Genomic DNA, 19,032 nt, shown 5'->3' on the forward strand with positions numbered 1-19,032 from the left:
AATAATGAAACAGTCAACAACTATCCTAATCGTATTATTTGTCATGGACACATTGACTGCTCAGAAAAATAAAAAAATAAGCGGCAATGGTAATTTGACCACAATACAGAGAACCATATTGGATTACGACCATATTGCAATTTCGGGTTCTTTTGATATTGACCTGGTGGAAGGAAGCGAAGGCAAATAACACTGGTAGGGGAAGAAAACATATTGGATCATATCATTACCGAAGCAAAAAATAATAAATTAGTGATCAAGGTGGAGGAAGGATTCAACCTAAATCCTTCTTTTTGGAAAAAAGACGTTTCCATTACCATTCCCGTAGAGCATATTAACAGTCTAACTTTGTCTGGATCAGGTAATATTGTTGGCAAAAAGACAATAAAAACAGATTATTTTGAAACCTCTATGTCAGATTCGGGAGATATCTCATTAGGTTTGGATGCCACTTCCGCAAAAGCTAGTATGTCTGGATCTGGAGATATGGTCTTAAGTGGAATTACCACCAATTTTGAAGTATTTATTTCTGGATCAGGAGATATCAATGCCTATGACCTAATTGCAGATAATGTAGTTGCATCTGTCTCCGGTTCTGCAAACATTAAGGTTACCGCCAACAAAAAAATAGATGCAAAAGTATCCGGATCTGGTGATATAGATTACCGGGGGAATCCTGAAAAAATAAATAGTAAAGTTTCCGGTTCAGGAGATATCTCCAATCATTAATTTACAACTTTGTATAAGGCATGTTTTTGTTTTAGTGAAACGTCCAAAACCGGAACCTTACCAGAAAATGGGGTAGCCAATTAACATAGAATTTTAATTCTCCGTGACCTTGTTTACCCTGGTCAAAAGAAATGCGCCAACTAAAAAAAACAGCCCCAATAAAATAATGGCATATCGCATACTTCCGGAATACTGCGCTGCAAAACCATATAAAAAAGTACCTATTACTATTCCTATCTTTTCCGCTACATCATAAAAACTAAAGAATGAGGCCGTATCTATTGTTTCGGGAATAAACTTGGAATATGTTGATCGCGAAAGTGCCTGAATCCCACCCATGACGACTCCAACAAAGCCCGCAGCTATATAAAAATCCAATGGTGTAATTAGAAAATAAGCATAAATACATATTAATACCCACAGAATATTCACCACAATAAGTGTTCTAATGTTGCCAAAGGCTTTGGAAGCCCTAGCTGTCAGGGTAGCCCCTAAAATTGCGACAAGCTGAATAAGTAGGATACTGATAATTAACCCTGTTGTACGTTCGGAATCCGAATGCCATTGAATCTCTTCTTCCCCAAAATAGGTCGCAATCAGCATAACGGTCTGCACTGCCATACTATAAACAAAAAATGCACCCAAATATCGCTTCAATTTTTTTTGAGCCCCTAGTTCATGCCAGACCCCTTTTAGCTTCCTAAACCCATTTAGTATTATATGCTTCCTATCCCCTTCTCTTTTAAATCCTTTTGGAAGAAAATAAAAAGTGTACTGTGCAAACCCTATCCACCAAATACCAACCGATAAAAATGAATACCTCATGGCCTTTATTTCGGCAACATCATTTACATCCGTTTCAATACCAAATAAATTGGGTTTCATTACCATCGCCAAATTAAACAACAATAAAATAACACTGCCGGCATATCCCAACGAAAAACCTTTTGCACTGATGCGATCTTGTTGTCCTGGAAAAGCAACATCAGGCAAATAGGAGTTATTAAAGGCAAAACTCACCCAGAAACCGACCAAACCAAAAAAATAGCAGATCAGACTGAAATAAATATTGTCCAAAGAAAACCAATACAGCCCAATACAGGAAAATGCTCCCAAGTAACAGAATAATTTCATAAACAGCCTTTTATTGCCCAAATAATCGGAGATACCGGACAAAATTGGCGTTATGATGGCTATGAACAAAAATGCTGCCGAGGTTACATAACTTATTAAGGGGGCCCTAGCTATTTCTCCCCCAAAGACAACCACCTTCTCTATTTCGGCCACCCGAAATAAGGCTCCATAAAAAATAGGAAATATTGCCGAAGAAATTACAAGACTATAAACTGAATTGGCCCAATCGTAAAATGCCCATGCATTCAACAATTTATTACTGCCCTTTTTCGGAAGAGTTCTAGCCATATATAAAAAAAAGCTGTCCCCTTTAAGAACAGCTTCGCTATTGAAATTACTTTATAATTCTTATTACAAATACCACTATTGAAAAGAGGTAACACCAAATTTAGCTGCTTCCTGTTTTGCCAAAGGTGCCCATTGAGTAAGGTTGGCTATCCTAGTATCGTTAGAAGGGTGGGTACTTAAAAACTCTGGTGGCGCTGCACCTCCACTATTGGCCTTCATTCTTTTCCAAAGTTCCGCAGCCTCATCCGGATTATAACCGGCTATGGCCATAATTTGCAAACCAATTCTATCGGCCTCTGTTTCATGACTGCGGCTAAAAGGAAGCATTACCCCCACTTGGGATCCAATGCCATAAGCCTGGTTAAATATATTCCTTTTTTGTTCATCCTGAATAGCCACATTACCTGCTACAGCTCCCAATTGCTGCAAGGTGCCGGCACTCATGCGCTGTGCGCCATGATCGGCTAGGGCGTGGGCAACTTCATGTCCCATTACGACGGCAACCCCTGTTTCCCCTTGGGCTATAGGAAGTATTCCGGTATAAAAAACTATCTTACCACCTGGCATCGCCCATGCATTTATAGCCTTATCGTCCACTAAATTATATTCCCACTTATAATCTTTTAAATATCCAGGATAACCGTTGGCAGTCAACCATCGTTCCGCTGCCGCTGCAATCCGCTGCCCGGTTCTGGTAATCATTTGTGCCTCTGCGGTACCTGTTAATACTTTGTTTTCGCCGAGGAATTGGTCATATTGGGCAAATGCAGTTGGAAAAATCTGACTGTTGGGATAAAAATTCAAAACCTTTTGTCCTGTAAAGGGATTGGTCTTACAAGCTGTAACCCCTAAAAAGACCATTATTATTAAAACAATTTTTTTCATCGTAGAATTATGTATTTATTCATCGAAAATTACAAAAATTTTAGGCGCCGATAATGTGCAATACAGTAAAATCTTTGCTTAAATGAATATTATTATTTCCGTTTAACTTCACTTCCTTTAAATCAACAATCTCATTATCTACCAGTATTTGCTTAATTTTAAAGGGCAATCCATGAAGGTTCATTTTAAAGGTGTTATACGAAGTAATAAAACTGCCGTCCTTAAACTGTTGGATCACCAATTCTTTTTCCTTACCTTTAAAATTAAAGTTTCTAAGGCTGTATCTACCTTTTTTGTAATCATATCCGTCCTGACCGTCCTCGTAAACGGTTGAAGTTTCCACCCCTTTTTTATAATATACATCCAGAACCAGTTCTTTAATTTCCAGTTCACCAACATATTGCTGAACCGGATATTTAGGAATCATGGCCCCCTCTTTTATGAATATCGGAATTTTATCCAATCCGGCTACCACCCATTTCTCCATGCCACCCACAACAGCTTCATTGGTCCAATAATTATACCAGGTTCCTCTAGGAATGTACATCCTGCGACCTTGTGCATTGGGTTCCTGTACCGGGCATATTAAAATTTGCTCCCCAAAAATAAATTCATCTGTCCTAAAATGGGTCTGATGATCCTCTTGGTCAAAATGCACCAAAGGTTTTAACATAGGCACACCTTCTTTGGAATACCTGTAGAACATGGTATACAAATACGGCAACAATTGATAGCGCAATTCAATAAATTTACGCACTATATTGGTTACTTCGTCATCAAAAGACCAAGGCTCTTGATCCCCGTGATCACCACTGGAATGTACCCTGCAGAAAGGATGAAACACCCCCAACTGTATCCATCTGGCAAACAGCTCTCCGTTAGGTTGTTCGGCAAAACCGCCAATATCCGAACCTATAAACGAATATCCGCTCATACACATCCGTTGGGCCTGAACATTTGCAATCCATAGGTGCTCCCAAGTAGCCACGTTATCGCCGGTCCATGTTGATGAAAATCTTTGGGTTCCAGCAAATGCTGCCCTAGTAATTACAAATGGTCTCTTTGGATAAACGTATTTTTTTATTCCCTCATAGGTAGCACGTACCATCTGCATTCCGTAAACATTGTGGGCTTTCCTGTGCGAACAGGGATGGCCATCATAATCATGACGGGTGTCCAAAGGCGCCGTTTTGGTAGGCACTTCCATTACGGCAGGTTCGTTCATATCGTTCCAAACGGCGTGTACACCAATTTCAGACATCATTTCCTTATATAATTCGGCCCACCATTCCCTAACTTTGGGATTGGTAAAATCGGGAAAATTGCATTCCCCTGGCCATACCTTGCCTTTCATAAAAGCACCATCGGCCCTCTTGCAGAAATAGTCATTCTCTACGCCCTCTTGATAAACCCAATAATCCTTGTCTATCTTAATTCCAGGATCGATCATAACCACCGTCTTGAATCCCTTTTCCTCCAAATCGGAGATCATTTTTTTGGGATTGGGAAAACGGGATTTGTCCCAGGTAAAACATTTAAATCCGTCCATATAATCTATGTCCAAATAAATTGCATCACAAGGGATTCTCAACTTTCTAAAATTCTTGGCCAGTGCCCTGACATTGCTTTCGGGGTAATAGCTCCATTTGGATTGATGGTAGCCCATGGCCCACATAGGAGGCAGTTCTGGCGTTCCCGTTAAATTTGTATATGACTTTACCACTTGGCTCATTTGGGGGCCATAGATAAAATAATAGTTCATTTCTCCCCCATCTGCCCAAAAGCTGGTTACGTTTCTGCGCTCATGTGCAAAATCGAAATTGGTTTTAAAAGTATTGTCAAAGAAAATACCGTAGGACTTATTATTATGCAAACCTATAAAAAATGGAATGGCCTTATACAAAGGGTCTTGATCTTTACCATAAGCATACTGGTCCGTAACCCAATTACTTACACGCTTACCTTTGAGGTTGGAATGCGTGGCCTTATCGCCCAAGCCATAGAAACTTTCGGCATTTTGAGTGATCTTACTCATTTTTACAGAGTTTCCCCCAAACTCATAATTCTCCTCCCAATGAAAACCAAGCTCATCCTCATTAATGATATTGCCCTCCAAGTCCGATATCTGTATCCTTAGTGTCTTTTTATCGACCAATACCCTAAGTTTCGCCGTATGTACCAGATACTCTGTTGTATTCTCCTCTACCTTAAGGTGATTAAACCCTATACTTACATCTTCACTAATAGAATAGGAGAAATCCGGTTCAAAAATATTTTCGGTAGCATATCTAAATCTAAATATACTATCACGCAAAATAGTCATCTCTAAAATAACCCCATTTGAAGTAGTAAAATACAATTTATCCGTATCCCTGCGGTACTCGACAATAGTATTGGGGTATAAATTCCCTTTGTATTCAAGCTCAGTATTGGTGATCATGGTTTGTCATTTTTGCGAATACAAAAAAAGAACATTCACCCGAATTAACGAAATGATATGCGTCGCATTTATAATCAATTGCGCTATAAGACCTCATAATCATTTAAAAACAACTACTCCGAGAGGTGGAATAGTGATTTCCACGGACTTATCATATCCATGCCACGGGGTTTTACTTATTTTTAGCGTACCATTTTTCATTCCAGTACCACCATATTTTGTATCATCACTATTGAAAATTTCCTTTAATTGTCCTGTTTTAGAAATTCCCATTCTATATTTTTCCCTTGGAACAGGAGTAAAATTACAGGCTATGAAGATATTTTCCTTGGGATTGAGTCCTTTTCTTATATAGGTCAAGACCGAATTGGCATGATCCCCGTAATCTATCCATTGAAAACCTTCAGGGCTAAATTGTTTCTCATAAAGGGCAGGATACTCTTGATAAAGTTTGTTCAAGTCCTTTATCAAATTTTGGATTCCAATGTGAAAATCATATTGTAATAAGTGCCAGTCCAAACTTTTTTGAAAATTCCATTCGGAAGACTGACCGAATTCGCCTCCCATAAAAATTAAGTTAGTGCCCGGATGAGTATACATATACCCAAAAAGCAATCTTAAGTTGGCAAAACGTTGCCATTCATCGCCCGGCATTCTGTACAACAGGGACTGTTTGCCATAAACAACTTCATCATGTGAAAATGGCAGCATAAAATTCTCCGTGAATGCATAGGTAGCACTAAATGTTAGATCATTTTGATGGTGTTTCCTATAAACAGGCTCCTTTTTAAAATATTCCAACGTATCGTGCATCCATCCCATCATCCACTTCATTCCGAAGCCAAGTCCTCCCATGCTGACAGGTTTGGACACCATTGAGAAGGAGGTAGATTCTTCTGCAATCATCTGTATTCCTTCAAAATTGGAATAAACGGTTTCATTTAGTTCCCTAATAAAAGAAATAGCTTCTAAATTCTCATTATTCCCATATATATTGGGCTCCCACTGACCTTCATCCCTTGAATAGTCCAAATATAGCATGGACGCAACGGCATCTACCCTTAGGGCATCTGCATGGAATTGATCTAACCAGAACATGGCATTACTGATCAAAAAGGCCCTTACCTCATTTCTACCGTAATTAAATATCAGACTTTTCCAATCCGGATGATACCCCCTTCTACTATCCGGGTGTTCATAAAGGTGGGAACCGTCAAAGAATCCCAAACCATGTGCATCCTCCGGAAAATGGGAAGGCACCCAATCCAAGATAACCCCAATTCCGTTTTGGTGCAATGTATCCACCAATAATTTAAACCCTTCAGGTTTCCCGAATCTAGATGTAGGGGCAAAATAACCTGTTAATTGATATCCCCATGAGGGATCATAAGGATACTCCATAATCGGCATAAACTCGACATGGGTAAAATTCATCTCCTTAACATATTCCACTAAATCCTTGGCCAATTCCGAATAGGTCAGATAATCATTATTGGATTTTCGCTTCCATGAGGCCAAATGCACTTCATACACCGCGTATGGTTTATCCAAGGCATTTTTGTCCTTTCTGGTTTTCATCCATGTTTCATCTTTCCATTCGTGCTTGGCATCCCAAACAATTGACGCTGTCATAGGAGGGTGTTCACAACTTCTGGCAAAAGGGTCTGCTTTTTCTGTTACTACCCCATGATTGGTGGAATGAACAATATATTTATATAAAGTCCCCTGACCCAATTCGGGCACAAATCCTTCCCAAATACCACTTCCGTCCCAACGAACATTGAGTTGATGATCCGCTTCGTACCAATTATTAAAGTCGCCCACCACTGAAACAGACCTCGCCGACGGGGCCCACACGGCAAAATAAGTACCTTTGACTCCGTTGACTTCTATGAGATGAGATCCCAACTTTTCATATAATTTGAAATGTTTACCCGCCTTAAAAAGATCAATATCAAAATCTGTAAATAAACTATGGGATACTACTTTGGTCATGATTATGTTATTTAGTGCAATATTATCTTTGATACAGGAACGCTAAGTTTTAACTAAAACCTAACTTTGCAAGTATAGATATAAAAATTGGAACGCTTTTTGAAACTACTATAAAAATACAATAACAATTATACAATTCGTAAAAACTCTAAAATAAATATTATGAAAAAAGTTACCTTATTACTCGGCGCATTTATAGCTTTATTTTTTATTTCCTGCGAAGGACCGGCAGGACCCCCAGGCTTTGATGGTTTTGACGGACAGGACGGACAGGACGGGCTGGATGGTGTTAACATTTTGGGAACGGTTATAGACATAGAGGGCGATTTTAACCCAATCGACTATGAAATAACATATGAATTTCCCCAGACAGTCGAGGTTTTTGAAACTGATGTTGTTTTGGTGTATATTTTATGGGAACAGCTGGATGGAGGCAGTGAACCACCTATTGATGTCTGGCGTCTGTTACCACAAACCGTATTATTAAATCAAGGGATTTTACAATATAACTACGACCACTCCTTTTTAGACGTACGCATTTTCTTGGATGCCGATTTTGATCTAGGTACACTTACTGCTGCAGATACGCAAGACCAGGTATTTAGAATAGCCATTTTACCGGCAGAAAAATTGGCCGGTTCTAAATTGGACAAATCAAATATCAATGCGGTTATGAGAACTATGGGCGTTGAAGAGAAAGATGTACAGCGCTTTAAGTTAAATTAATGGTAGCATTATAATTTTATTAGCCCTTATTTCCTAACGGAATTAAGGGCTATTTTTATATATTGAAACCTCAACTTTAAAATTCCCGTACATAAGTACTGCAAGGAAACTTCAACATTTCCGTCTAAATCATTAAAAAATGAAAAGCTATATGAAAAAAATAATATTTGCACTATGTGTCGTATTCATTGGTTGCAAGGGTACTTCCCAGGAAAAGGAAGTATCCAAAATAGATTCCAAAAAAAAGGAGCAGTTTAAAGTCACCAAAACAGAAGCAGAGTGGCGTAAGCAATTAACGGACATGCAGTTTTATGTGCTGCGCAAGGCAGGTACCGAAAACCCTGGGTCAAGCGAATTACTGCACAACAAACAAAAAGGTGTCTATACCTGTGCAGCCTGTGGAACGGAGCTTTTTAAAAGCGAACACAAGTTCGATTCCGGAACGGGATGGCCTAGTTTTGACAGGGAAATAAAAGGAAATGTGGGCTTTGATGTGGATTACAATTTGGGCTATGCCAGAAAAGAAGAACACTGTGCAACCTGCGGCGGCCACTTAGGTCACGTTTTTAACGATGGCCCTAAAAAAACCACTGGCGAGAGACACTGCATAAACGGGACAGCCTTAAACTTTGTACCAGAAAAATAAGGCCAGTCTAAAAGTTATAAAAAATTACATCTTGTATTAGGCTGGCCAATTCGTTCCTTTAGGCCAGCCTTATTTATTCCAATTAATTTAAAATGGCATCCGTGTGAATTCAGTATGGTTTTGTAACTTTGCGACTTCATAATTTATTTATCAAAAAAAATATAAATGAGCAATTTCGATATTATTGTATTAGGTAGTGGTCCTGGAGGTTATGTAGCCGCAATCAGAGCCTCTCAATTGGGATTTAAGACTGCCATTATAGAAAAAGAAAATCTTGGTGGCGTTTGTTTAAATTGGGGATGTATCCCTACCAAAGCATTATTGAAATCCGCTCAGGTTTTCGAATATTTGCTTCATGCAGCCGATTACGGACTTAAGGCGGAAGGTGTTGACAAGGACTTTAACGCCGTGGTTAAAAGAAGTAGGAATGTAGCGGAAGGCATGAGCAAGGGCGTTCAATTTTTGATGAAAAAAAATAAAATTGAAGTCATTAAGGGTTACGGAACCTTAAAACCTGGCAAAAAGGTAAGTGTAAAGTCTGATGACGGTAAGGAAACCGAGTATTCGGCCAATAACATCATTATTGCCACTGGTGCCCGTAGCCGTCAATTGCCAAGCCTTCCACAGGATGGCAAAAAAATTATAGGCTACCGCGAGGCCATGTCCTTGGATAAACAACCAAAGAAAATGATCGTAGTAGGCAGTGGTGCCATAGGAATAGAATTTGCCTATTTCTATAATGCAATGGGTACGGACGTTACCGTAGTGGAGTTTTTACCTAATGTTGTACCAGTAGAAGACGAGGAGATTTCAAAACAATTGGAACGCAGTCTTAAAAAGACAGGCATCAAGATTATGACCTCCTCAGAGGTAACAAAGGTAGACACTTCAGGAACTGGGGTGAAAGCTACTGTTAAAACTAGCAAAGGGGAAAAAATTCTTGAGGCCGATATAGTATTATCTGCCGTAGGTATAAAAACCAATATCGAAAATATTGGCTTGGAAAATGTTGGAATTGCAACGGATAGGGATAAAATCTTGGTAAACGATTATTACCAAACCAATATTCCAGGATACTTTGCCATAGGTGATGTTACACCGGGACAAGCCCTAGCGCATGTTGCCTCAGCAGAAGGAATACTTTGTGTGGAAAAAATAGCCGACATGCACGTTGAGCCGTTGGATTATGGCAACATCCCTGGATGTACTTACTGTTCTCCAGAAATTGCATCGGTTGGACTGACCGAAAAGCAGGCCATTGAAAAAGGTTACGAAATAAAAGTTGGTAAATTCCCATTTTCGGCAAGTGGAAAAGCCAGTGCTTCGGGCAACAAGGACGGATTTGTAAAAGTAATATTCGACGCCGAATACGGAGAATGGCTGGGATGTCATATGATCGGTGCAGGAGTAACGGACATGATTGCCGAAGCGGTAGTAGCCCGTAAATTGGAAACCACCGGACATGAGATATTAAAAGCGGTACACCCCCACCCTACCATGAGCGAAGCGGTAATGGAAGCTGTTGCACATGCTTACGGGGAAGTAATACATATATAGCTAAAGGTCTATATTCCTTAACAAATTTAGACCCGTCAGGCTTTACCTGACGGGTCTAAAAAAATATTCCGATCACAAAAATCACCGAAAAAGATATGTTGAAAATTTTTAGTTTAACCGCAATTCTCGAAGGTATTTCCTATTTATTACTTTTTGGAATTGGGATGCCCCTAAAATATATGGCCCAAATACCAGAACCCAATATTTACATTGGTTATGCACATGGATTTCTATTCATGGCCTATGTGGTACTGGCCATACTGGTATGTATTGAAAAAAAATGGGACTTAAAGATGTTTGCTATCCTTTTTATTGCCTCTCTTGTTCCATTTGGTACTTTTTATGTAGACAAGAAGTATCTAAAGCCACAGATGGCGTAAAAAGTGAACAGGCTTTAGTAAACAGTCCTCAGTGTGCAATGAATAGTACTAAGAGCGAAGTGGTTACGTTCTAGTCTTTAATAACCCCAGCGATTAAAGAATCGCTGCTTTCAACTTTTATGGCTATTATTATCTTCACCCAATCAGCAAGCTTAGCCTTTATTTAAAAAGCTTTGAATGGCCAAGTCGTAACTTTTTAGCCCAAAACCTAATATAACGCCTTTGGCTACCGGAGAAATATAGGAGGTGTGCCTAAATTCCTCACGCCCAAAAGTATTGCTAATATGTACCTCTACAACTGGAGTGGTTATTCCTTTTATAGCATCGCCAATACCAATGGAAGTATGGGTATAGGCACCGGCATTCAAAACAATGCCCTGATATCCTTCAAAACCACAATCGTGTAATTTATTAATGATTTCCCCTTCTATATTGGACTGATAATATTCCAATTGCAGGTCTTTAAACTTGAATTGCAAAGTAGCAAAATACTCCTCAAAAGTTGTTTTTCCATAAACCTCTGGCTCGCGTTTTCCCAAAAGGTTAAGGTTTGGTCCGTTGACAATGATAATCTTCATGGGTTAAATGTAAGAAATTGTAATTCATAAAAAAAGATGGCCAAATAATACTTTTTGTTACTTCTTTCCAAGGGACAATCCATCATATGCCAAGCCACCCCTGAAATGACACTTTAATTAGATTCAATTTAATATTTAGCATCAAACATATTTGCTCAACATAATACGCCATGAACCATATATTATAAAAGCCGATTATCCCATAAAAGTTGGAGTTAAGGCATATGAACACTATTTCAACCCAAAAAAGTACTCTATATTTAACCCATGAATTGGAAACAGGCCCTTCATGATTTTCAGCATTATCTAAATTTGGAACGAGGTTTATCCAAAAATTCCGTTAGTAACTACGTTTTGGACGTTGAAAAATTAATATTGTTTCTAGAAAACCATCAACTTGCAGAAACTCCGTTACAAATAGACAAAGGCACCATACAGCAATTCATATATGAACTGGCCAAACACGTAAATCCAAGGTCACAATCAAGAATAATATCCGGATTAAAAAGCTTTTTCAACTATCTGGTCTTCGAGGATTATCGAAAGGACAACCCTATGGAGTTAATAGAATCACCAAAGATTGGCCGCAAACTCCCCGATACCCTTTCCGAGGAAGAAATCAATGATTTAATTGGCGCTATTGACCTTTCCAAACCCGAAGGGGAACGTAACCGAGCCATTTTAGAAACACTTTATGGATGTGGACTAAGGGTTTCCGAACTTATTGGCCTAAAGCTTTCAGATCTATATTTTGAGGAAGACTTTATTAAGGTAACCGGAAAAGGAGACAAACAACGTTTTGTTCCCATCAGTGAAATAAACAAGAAATACATAAATATCTACAGAAAGGAGATACGCGTACATATGACGATCAAAAAAGGTTTTGAAGACATTCTGTTTTTGAACCGTAGAGGGAGACAGTTAACACGCGCCATGATATTTACCATTATAAAACAACTTGCCCTGGATATAGGACTTCATAAAAGCATAAGTCCACATACTTTTAGGCATTCTTTTGCCACCCACTTATTACAAAATGGGGCAGATCTGCGTGCCATTCAACAAATGTTGGGCCATGAAAGCATTACCACTACCGAGGTATATATGCATGTGGACCGTACACATCTGGCCGAAGTAATGAACAAATACCATCCCAGAAAAAAGGATTAGCCATACTTAATTATTGATTTTGATCATTGCACTCCCTAATCCTTAAATGCACTGTAATTTCTATTGAAGGGCCTAATAATTAATCGTGCTTCCCTATCGAACCGGATATAGTTGTACACCCAATTCACAAAAACGACCATTCTGTTTCTAAACCCAATCAGAAAGAAAAGGTGAACGAACATCCAAACAAACCAAGCAAAAACCCCCTGAAATCTAATATTATTCATGTCCACTACTGCCTTATTCCTGCCAATAGTGGCCATACTTCCCTTATCCTTGTATACAAATGGCTTTAAGGGCTTGTCTTCCAATAAGCGCACCAAATTTTCGCCCAAGTTCCTTCCCTGTTGCATGGCTGGCTGAGCCATCATCGGATGTCCTTTTGGAGTCTCCGTGCTTTGCATACAGGCCACATCTCCAACAGCGAATATATTGTCATAGCCAATAACTTGGCTATATTGATTCACTGATAACCTACTTCCACCCAACAACAGATCTTTAGCATTCAAACCTTTTATCACAACACCTTTAACACCCGCTGCCCAAACCAATGTTGCCGTTTCAAAAGTAGCTTCTGTATCTGTGGTCACTGTTTTGCCATCATAACCGGTTACCCTGGTATTTTTCCATATTTGCACCCCAAGACTTTCCAAAAAGTCCTCTGCCTTTTGAGATGCTTTTTCACTCATTTCCTTAAGGATTCTTTCACCGGACTGTATAAGATGTATCTGCACCCTTCGGGTATCCAAATCAGGATAATCCTTAGGCAGGATTCCTTTCTTAATTTCCGCCAAGGCGCCCGCCAATTCAACCCCTGTTGGTCCTGCCCCAACAATAACAAAATTCATGAGGGCATCTCTTTCATGATATTTATCGGTAAGTAATGCCTGCTCAAAATTTTCCAAAATTAAACTTCGAAGATTTAGGGATTCCGGTATGGTTTTCATGGCCATACTGTTTATTTCAATCTCCCTATTCCCATAGTAATTTGTTTCGGAGCCCGTGGCTATTACCAAGTAATCATATTCCAAGGTGCCTATATTGGACACAATGATGTTCTCCTCAGTTTTTATTTCCTCCACATTGGCCAGCCTAAAGAAAAAATTGGTATAGCCTTTTAAAACCTTACGTATTGGGTAAGCAATGGAATCTGGCTCCAATCCCCCTGTGGATACTTGATACAGTAGCGGTTGAAAATTATGATAATTATGTTTATCCAAAAGTACTACCTGTACCTCTTTATTTTTTAATTTCTTGGCAATGGAAATACCTGCAAAACCACCACCTATTATAACAATTCTTGGAAAACTTGTCTTAGGAATATTCATACTCGTAAATATGGGTAAAATTAAACATTCGCCAACTAATCAAGAAGAAGAATATTCGTTTTCAGTATATTTAGGCACCCAAAACATCTATTCATATGCATCTTTATTAATTTTAAGAATGAAATATTCGCCAACTATCTTGCCTAAATGAGTTGTTTCTTGATATAAGTCGTTCCAAAAATTAAAATTCCTTATCAAAACATATAAATTCTGCCTATCTGTTGTAACAAAACTTAATTTATAGCTACTAATCATCAACTAACTACTAGAACCGAGTGACCAAAGATTTGGAACATCAATTCGTAACGGAATTAGAGTGCAATCAGAATATTGTACATAAGGTTTGCACGCTGTACACCAATGACAGGGATTCACATAAAGATTTATTTCAGGAAATAACTATTCAATTATGGAAGGCCTATCCCAAGTTTAGGGGCGAATCCAAATTTAGTACTTGGATGTACAGGGTTGCTCTTAATACAGCGATAACGCTTTATAGAAAATCTAAAAAAAGTGTACCTACGCAAGATTATGAGTCGGTCATTTTTAAAATAACGGCAGATGAATATGACCCCTCCGAGGAGCAACAGCTTAAATTGATGTACAATGCAGTAAAGCAATTGGGGGATATAGACAAAGCGTTGGTCTTTCTTTATTTGGAGGACAAAGACTATGCCGAAATATCAGAAACTTTAGGTATTACCGAAGTAAATGCAAGAGTAAAAATGAATCGAATTAAAAATAAGCTAAGAACCATATTAAATCCCTAGATATAATGGATGAATTGGAATTATTAAAAAGGGATTGGCAAAAAAAGGACAAACAATTGCCTCAAATCTCCTTTGATGAAATTTATAAAATGATATGGAAGAAATCCTCTTCTATTGTTAAATGGATTTTCTTCATAAGTGTCATTGAATTTGCTTTGCCCCATTTATTATACTTTCTCCCCTCTATGTCGAAGAGTTTGGCTATATGGAAAGATTTGGGCCTGGGAAATTTCTTGCTGTTTTCCAACGTCGTTCAATATTCCGTGGTATTGTTTTTTATCTTTCAATTTTATAAAAGATATAAGGAAATTTCTTCATTGGACAACGCTAAACAACTGTTGTCCAATATCCTAAAAACCAGAAAGACCGTTAAATACTATGTTATCTTTTGTTTGTCCTTAATATTCGCGTCCTTTATGGTCATGGCCGTAGGAATATATTTGAACGAAGACCCAATGACCGCTATGGGTTATAGCTATAGGCCGGAGAATATTTCTCCTGAAAAATTAAAAACCACTTTGATAGCAACTGTAGTTGTTCTAGGGGTAGTTGTTACCCTAGTGATGGGATGTATTTATTTTTTACTTTATGGAATCCTCCTAAAGAAACTGAACAAGAACTACAAAGAACTTAAGGATATGGACATTTAGACCCTAAATTTCCTTTTTTTGTTTTCCTCTTCGTAAGCCATTAATTCACTTTTTGGAATAACCTTTAGAAAAGAAGGGTGTTGCTCAATGGCATATTCCAATTTTTCTATAATGGAGTCGAATGATTCATTGTCATAGTCAATTTCCAATGGCTCTTTAATTACCATAGATTGAAGGATTCCTTTCTTCTTTATGCGTAAACCCTTTTTATCAAATGAACGGCGAAAACCATCTATAACCACAGGAACAACTATAGGTTTGTATTTTTTAATAATATGTGATGTTCCTTTTCTCAAAGGTTTCCACGGTGTTGTAGTACCTTGTGGAAAGGTAATTACCCAACCGTCATTAAGGGCAGTTCCAATATTGGATATGTCGCTAAATTTGACCTTCCGGTTAACATCCTTACCTTCGGACCGCCAGGTTCGTTCTACGCTAATAGAACCGGCATAGGCCAATATCTTGGTCAACAGACTCTTTTTCATAGTTTCCGCTGCAGCTACATAATACATATTCAACTTCGGCTGCCATATGTACCCCAAATTTTTTATTGAATCTTCACGGCCGCTTAAACTGGCGTTGAAAACATGGAACATTGCCACAACATCGGCAAAATAGGTCTGATGATTACTAACGAAAAGTACATTTTGCGGTGGCAGTTTTCGAATAATATCGGACCCCTCAATTTCAATAGTATTAAATCCCCGATATCTTTTGTGGGTAATAACGGCCAATAGACGTATAAGCCACTTCTTTAATAACAAATTATGTCCAAACGGATTCTTCTTAAACAAGCCCATATTTTTTTTGGTTAACATTCAAAATTACAAAATAAGTGCCTTATAACACTTGTCTAAACAATTCCTTAATTTCGCTCAACATCATTGCCGTTGCTCCCCAAACCGTATAACCATTTAGTTTAAAGGCAGGTACCTCTACATTCTGGGCATATGAGGTATTCAAAATTTGATGAAATATTTTCTTATCATCCATAAAATCCTGTAAAGGAACCTCAACTATGGCAGCCACTTCACTGGCTTGCATTAAAAATGGCACCTCCTTTTTATATAGGCCCAGGTATGGAGTGACTTCAAAATTGCTAGGCGGAATATAGATTTCACTCAAGGACCGGATCACCTTTATTTGCTCCCTAACAACACCCACTTCCTCCTGGGCTTCCCGCAAAGCAGTTTCCAATAGATTAAGATCCTTCTTTTCTACCTTACCACCCGGTAACGCTATTTGGTTGCTATGAATACCCTTATAAGTATTTCTTAAGATAAGCAGAAGATTGGTCTGGTAGGTCGAATTTGGGTAAAAAAGTGCCATTACTGCGGCACGCTTGGGGTTTTTCTTTATGATTTTACCCGCCTCCAACTCTTTAAGCCTGAACAAGGGAGCCATTTTATAATGCGAAGCTGTCCCTGGAAGTTCTAGATTTTCTATTTTTGATATTCTATTGGAAAATTCGTCAAAATTCACAAATCCTATTTTTTGTATTTTTCAGCAAATTAATTAAAAACAACCGTCCCTAAATAGGATAGTTATCATTTAACACACTATTAAAAAATAATACAAAGTACATGGCACTTAAAGAGATTTCACTTTTTGGAATATTGTTTTTGTTTCTTTTAGGGAGTTGCAAAGATCAACCGACCCCAAAAGAAAAGACAATACCCCAAAACAATGTAAAAAAAGATAGTATAATTCCAGAGGAGCCACCACTTGCAAAAGAGGAGGAAGAAGAGGCTTTTGAACTCAATGAGGATAATGCCATTGAATTTTTCTTTAATTACAGTAAAAACCTAAAGGAGGACAAGGTAAAACTTACCACTAGTTTGGGAAACATTACCATTCAGTTGTTCGACAACGTCCCCTACCATAAGGCCAACTTTATCTACCTTAGCAAAATGGGGTATTTTAACAACACCTATTTTCACAGAGTGGTGAAAAATTTTATAATCCAAGGAGGAAATGCCGACAATGTAGAAACCGCGGAAAAAAGATCAAAAATAGGGCGTTATTTATTGCCCCCAGATACAAGGAAAGGCCACAAACACCATAGAGGAATCGTTTCCATGCCCAGTAGTGAAATAAACAACCCACATAAGTTGGCATCACCTTACGAATTCTTTATTGTGGTTACCAAGCCTGGCTCCTATCACCTTGATGGCGGATATACGGCTTTTGGAAAGGTCATTGAAGGTATGGATGTGGTGGACAAAATAAACAGCCAACCCGTGGACAACGGGGATTGGCCTTCACAAAACATTTATATATTAAAAGCAGAAGCTTTTTAGCAAACGATAAATAATTTGGAGCAGATTGATAGGAAAGGTTTCCACTGCATGTACTTGCATATTTACCCAATTTCGTTCTAGCCTTAAATCATAAATATCATCACTTAACAGAGCGATAAATATTGGGAAGGGAAATCTTAAATCTAACAGCAAGTAATCTAATCCCAATGACGATCAATATGGTAGCTACAAAAGCATAAGCATCGTCATAGGGCAATTTGCGTAGCAGGAAGTAGCTAACACCTCCCATTATACAGGCCGTAGCATAAATTTCCTTTCTAAATATCACCGGTATTTCATTGCACAATATATCGCGTATTACTCCTCCAAAACAGGCGGTAATAGTCCCTAAGGCAATGCACATAACAGGAAGTAAACCTGCGTTAAGTCCATGTGAAATTCCAACCATGGTATACAATCCTATCCCAATAGTATCGAAAAGAAACAGGGATTTACGCACATATTTTAGCTGATCCCTAAAAACGATCGAAAAAACAACGGTACCGGCAATTACATAGACATAGATAGATTCCTGCATCCACAAAACCGGCGTATTCCCTATAAGTAAATCCCTTAAGGTACCACCTCCAATAGCTGTGACAAAGGCAATGATAAACACCCCAAATAAATCCAACTTCTTATCCATGGCCACCATAACCCCGGAAATAGCAAAAGCAACGATTCCTAAAATATCAATTACAAAATAAAACATGGGCTATGATTTCTGGGTGAAAAAATTATAATCTTTTAAAACGGTATCTATATATTGAACGTCATAAAGATCGGAATTTGAATTTAAAAGACTCTCCACTTTATCGCGCAAGGCCTTCATCGTCTTAAAATCTTGACTTCTCCTGGCAATATTATAGGTTTCCTTAATAAGGCGAACATCTTTATCTGTCAATAAGGTAACATTCACAAACTTGGGAACGTAGGTTTCCTCAACCTCTTCCAAAATGGTATGTGAAATTTTCACTTTATTTTTTGTGCTTATGACCACAGTACCTGCAGCCGCATCACCTAAACGTTGTTTTTTATCCGTGAACAAAATGGTCAATAATCCCACAGAACCAAGGAATAGCCAAATATCCACAAAACGAAGCATCCACCTTACCAATAAATTGGACCAATGTACCGGAGAACCATCCAATCTTACTACCCTTATTTTTAAAAGCATTTTCCCTACCGTTTGTCCATTGAACAGACTGTGCATTATTAAACTATAAAACATTGCCGGCAAAAAAATTAGGCTCACCAATCCTATTTGAGTCCAACTGTCATCAAACACATATCCTATGGCCCTTCCTATTAACTGCACAAGCACCGCATAGAGATATAATATAAATCCATCGATCAAAAAGGCCACGATTCTCTCTCCAATACCAACAATTTTATAATCCAGGTTAACATTTTGCGTTGTATTGATTTGAAGTTTGGACATATTAGTACTATTTTT

The 19,032-nt window shown here is 38.3% G+C and carries 20 protein-coding genes; 10 read left to right on the forward strand and 10 right to left on the reverse strand.

Annotation, left to right across the window (positions count from 1 at the left end):
• Window positions 1-4: 4 nt before the first annotated feature.
• Together H4O18_RS22485 and H4O18_RS12115 are read left to right on the forward strand one after the other, a co-directional pair.
• Entirely contained in the window at window positions 5-190 is a 186-nt protein-coding gene (locus H4O18_RS22485; RefSeq protein WP_343065460.1) for a hypothetical protein, read from the forward strand.
• Between the two features lie 23 nt (window positions 191-213).
• Window positions 214-729 (forward strand): head GIN domain-containing protein, encoded by a 516-nt coding sequence (locus H4O18_RS12115; protein ID WP_343065461.1) that lies wholly within the window; start codon window positions 214-216, stop codon window positions 727-729.
• Between the two features lie 93 nt (window positions 730-822).
• Here H4O18_RS12115 and H4O18_RS12120 read toward each other — a convergent pair whose 3' ends face one another.
• From H4O18_RS12120 to glgB, 4 genes are all read right to left on the reverse strand, one after another.
• Window positions 823-2,151 (reverse strand): MFS transporter, encoded by a 1,329-nt coding sequence (locus H4O18_RS12120; RefSeq protein WP_187584916.1) that lies wholly within the window; start codon window positions 2,149-2,151, stop codon window positions 823-825.
• Window positions 2,152-2,226: 75 nt separating this feature from the next.
• Window positions 2,227-3,036 (reverse strand): M48 family metallopeptidase, encoded by an 810-nt coding sequence (locus tag H4O18_RS12125; protein ID WP_187584918.1) that lies wholly within the window; start codon window positions 3,034-3,036, stop codon window positions 2,227-2,229.
• A gap of 40 nt (window positions 3,037-3,076) precedes the next feature.
• Window positions 3,077-5,476: a glycoside hydrolase family 31 protein gene (locus tag H4O18_RS12130; RefSeq protein WP_187584920.1), complete on the reverse strand. Its 2,400-nt coding sequence runs from the start codon at window positions 5,474-5,476 to the stop codon at window positions 3,077-3,079.
• 99 nt (window positions 5,477-5,575) lie between these two features.
• Window positions 5,576-7,471, reverse strand: coding sequence for a 1,4-alpha-glucan branching protein GlgB (glgB, locus tag H4O18_RS12135; protein WP_187584922.1), 1,896 nt, complete (start codon window positions 7,469-7,471; stop codon window positions 5,576-5,578).
• A 162-nt stretch (window positions 7,472-7,633) separates the two neighbouring features.
• On the opposite strand from glgB, the gene H4O18_RS12140 reads away from it, so the two are divergent.
• From H4O18_RS12140 to H4O18_RS12155, 4 genes are all read left to right on the forward strand, one after another.
• Window positions 7,634-8,197: a collagen-like triple helix repeat-containing protein gene (locus H4O18_RS12140; RefSeq protein WP_187584924.1), complete on the forward strand. Its 564-nt coding sequence runs from the start codon at window positions 7,634-7,636 to the stop codon at window positions 8,195-8,197.
• Window positions 8,198-8,348: 151 nt separating this feature from the next.
• Window positions 8,349-8,843 carry a peptide-methionine (R)-S-oxide reductase MsrB gene (msrB, locus tag H4O18_RS12145; protein WP_187584926.1) on the forward strand — a complete coding sequence of 165 codons (495 nt, stop codon included), beginning with the start codon at window positions 8,349-8,351 and terminating at the stop codon, window positions 8,841-8,843.
• 165 nt (window positions 8,844-9,008) lie between these two features.
• Window positions 9,009-10,400, forward strand: coding sequence for a dihydrolipoyl dehydrogenase (gene lpdA, locus H4O18_RS12150; protein WP_187584928.1), 1,392 nt, complete (start codon window positions 9,009-9,011; stop codon window positions 10,398-10,400).
• Window positions 10,401-10,495: 95 nt separating this feature from the next.
• Window positions 10,496-10,780 (forward strand): DUF3817 domain-containing protein, encoded by a 285-nt coding sequence (locus H4O18_RS12155; RefSeq protein WP_187584930.1) that lies wholly within the window; start codon window positions 10,496-10,498, stop codon window positions 10,778-10,780.
• Window positions 10,781-10,932: 152 nt separating this feature from the next.
• On the opposite strand, the gene aroQ is transcribed toward H4O18_RS12155, so the two are convergent.
• On the reverse strand, window positions 10,933-11,358 hold the full coding sequence (gene aroQ, locus H4O18_RS12160; RefSeq protein ID WP_187584932.1) for a type II 3-dehydroquinate dehydratase: 426 nt from the start codon (window positions 11,356-11,358) through the stop codon (window positions 10,933-10,935).
• Between the two features lie 267 nt (window positions 11,359-11,625).
• Between aroQ and xerD the strand changes: the two genes are divergently transcribed.
• The gene (gene xerD / locus H4O18_RS12165; RefSeq protein WP_187584934.1) at window positions 11,626-12,528 is read left to right on the forward strand and encodes a site-specific tyrosine recombinase XerD; all 903 of its coding nucleotides are present in this window, start codon (window positions 11,626-11,628) and stop codon (window positions 12,526-12,528) included.
• Between the two features lie 35 nt (window positions 12,529-12,563).
• On the opposite strand, the gene H4O18_RS12170 is transcribed toward xerD, so the two are convergent.
• On the reverse strand, window positions 12,564-13,856 hold the full coding sequence (locus H4O18_RS12170; protein WP_187584936.1) for an NAD(P)/FAD-dependent oxidoreductase: 1,293 nt from the start codon (window positions 13,854-13,856) through the stop codon (window positions 12,564-12,566).
• A 275-nt stretch (window positions 13,857-14,131) separates the two neighbouring features.
• On the opposite strand from H4O18_RS12170, the gene H4O18_RS12175 reads away from it, so the two are divergent.
• Both H4O18_RS12175 and H4O18_RS12180 read left to right on the forward strand, forming a co-directional pair.
• Complete coding sequence (locus H4O18_RS12175) at window positions 14,132-14,626, forward strand: sigma-70 family RNA polymerase sigma factor (RefSeq protein ID WP_187584938.1); 495 nt, start codon at window positions 14,132-14,134, stop codon at window positions 14,624-14,626.
• Between the two features lie 5 nt (window positions 14,627-14,631).
• Window positions 14,632-15,276, forward strand: a complete 645-nt coding sequence (locus tag H4O18_RS12180) for a hypothetical protein (RefSeq protein ID WP_187584940.1) — start codon at window positions 14,632-14,634, stop codon at window positions 15,274-15,276.
• On the opposite strand, the gene H4O18_RS12185 is transcribed toward H4O18_RS12180, so the two are convergent.
• Together H4O18_RS12185 and H4O18_RS12190 are read right to left on the reverse strand one after the other, a co-directional pair.
• Complete coding sequence (locus H4O18_RS12185) at window positions 15,273-16,076, reverse strand: lysophospholipid acyltransferase family protein (RefSeq protein ID WP_187585064.1); 804 nt, start codon at window positions 16,074-16,076, stop codon at window positions 15,273-15,275. The genes H4O18_RS12180 and H4O18_RS12185 overlap by 4 nt on opposite strands.
• A 40-nt stretch (window positions 16,077-16,116) precedes the next feature.
• Window positions 16,117-16,758 (reverse strand): NUDIX domain-containing protein, encoded by a 642-nt coding sequence (locus H4O18_RS12190; protein ID WP_187584941.1) that lies wholly within the window; start codon window positions 16,756-16,758, stop codon window positions 16,117-16,119.
• Window positions 16,759-16,859: 101 nt separating this feature from the next.
• Between H4O18_RS12190 and H4O18_RS12195 the strand changes: the two genes are divergently transcribed.
• On the forward strand, window positions 16,860-17,576 hold the full coding sequence (locus H4O18_RS12195) for a peptidylprolyl isomerase (RefSeq protein WP_187584943.1): 717 nt from the start codon (window positions 16,860-16,862) through the stop codon (window positions 17,574-17,576).
• Between the two features lie 100 nt (window positions 17,577-17,676).
• Here H4O18_RS12195 and H4O18_RS12200 read toward each other — a convergent pair whose 3' ends face one another.
• Window positions 17,677-18,288: a trimeric intracellular cation channel family protein gene (locus H4O18_RS12200; RefSeq protein WP_187584945.1), complete on the reverse strand. Its 612-nt coding sequence runs from the start codon at window positions 18,286-18,288 to the stop codon at window positions 17,677-17,679.
• A gap of 3 nt (window positions 18,289-18,291) precedes the next feature.
• Window positions 18,292-19,017 carry an RDD family protein gene (locus tag H4O18_RS12205; protein ID WP_187584947.1) on the reverse strand — a complete coding sequence of 242 codons (726 nt, stop codon included), beginning with the start codon at window positions 19,015-19,017 and terminating at the stop codon, window positions 18,292-18,294.
• Between the last annotated feature and the right edge of the window lie 15 nt (window positions 19,018-19,032).

Origin of the sequence: Arenibacter arenosicollis (genome assembly GCF_014397245.1) — a bacterium.
Classification (GTDB): Bacteria; Bacteroidota; Bacteroidia; order Flavobacteriales; family Flavobacteriaceae; genus Arenibacter; species Arenibacter arenosicollis.

Excerpts from the sequence above, each read along its gene's own strand:
- lpdA (WP_187584928.1), top strand. The coding sequence starts at position 9,009 with ATGAGCAATTTCGATATTATTGTATTAGGTAGTGGTCCTGGAGGTTAT.
- aroQ (WP_187584932.1), bottom strand. The coding sequence starts at position 11,358 with ATGAAGATTATCATTGTCAACGGACCAAACCTTAACCTTTTGGGAAAA.
- H4O18_RS12155 (WP_187584930.1), top strand. The coding sequence starts at position 10,496 with ATGTTGAAAATTTTTAGTTTAACCGCAATTCTCGAAGGTATTTCCTAT.
- H4O18_RS12185 (WP_187585064.1), bottom strand. The coding sequence starts at position 16,076 with ATGGGCTTGTTTAAGAAGAATCCGTTTGGACATAATTTGTTATTAAAG.
- H4O18_RS12170 (WP_187584936.1), bottom strand. The coding sequence starts at position 13,856 with ATGAATATTCCTAAGACAAGTTTTCCAAGAATTGTTATAATAGGTGGT.
- H4O18_RS22485 (WP_343065460.1), top strand. The coding sequence starts at position 5 with ATGAAACAGTCAACAACTATCCTAATCGTATTATTTGTCATGGACACA.
- H4O18_RS12195 (WP_187584943.1), top strand. The coding sequence starts at position 16,860 with ATGGCACTTAAAGAGATTTCACTTTTTGGAATATTGTTTTTGTTTCTT.
- H4O18_RS12125 (WP_187584918.1), bottom strand. The coding sequence starts at position 3,036 with ATGAAAAAAATTGTTTTAATAATAATGGTCTTTTTAGGGGTTACAGCT.
- xerD (WP_187584934.1), top strand. The coding sequence starts at position 11,626 with ATGAATTGGAAACAGGCCCTTCATGATTTTCAGCATTATCTAAATTTG.
- H4O18_RS12200 (WP_187584945.1), bottom strand. The coding sequence starts at position 18,288 with ATGTTTTATTTTGTAATTGATATTTTAGGAATCGTTGCTTTTGCTATT.
- msrB (WP_187584926.1), top strand. The coding sequence starts at position 8,349 with ATGAAAAAAATAATATTTGCACTATGTGTCGTATTCATTGGTTGCAAG.
- H4O18_RS12130 (WP_187584920.1), bottom strand. The coding sequence starts at position 5,476 with ATGATCACCAATACTGAGCTTGAATACAAAGGGAATTTATACCCCAAT.
- H4O18_RS12205 (WP_187584947.1), bottom strand. The coding sequence starts at position 19,017 with ATGTCCAAACTTCAAATCAATACAACGCAAAATGTTAACCTGGATTAT.
- glgB (WP_187584922.1), bottom strand. The coding sequence starts at position 7,471 with ATGACCAAAGTAGTATCCCATAGTTTATTTACAGATTTTGATATTGAT.
- H4O18_RS12140 (WP_187584924.1), top strand. The coding sequence starts at position 7,634 with ATGAAAAAAGTTACCTTATTACTCGGCGCATTTATAGCTTTATTTTTT.
- H4O18_RS12180 (WP_187584940.1), top strand. The coding sequence starts at position 14,632 with ATGGATGAATTGGAATTATTAAAAAGGGATTGGCAAAAAAAGGACAAA.
- H4O18_RS12120 (WP_187584916.1), bottom strand. The coding sequence starts at position 2,151 with ATGGCTAGAACTCTTCCGAAAAAGGGCAGTAATAAATTGTTGAATGCA.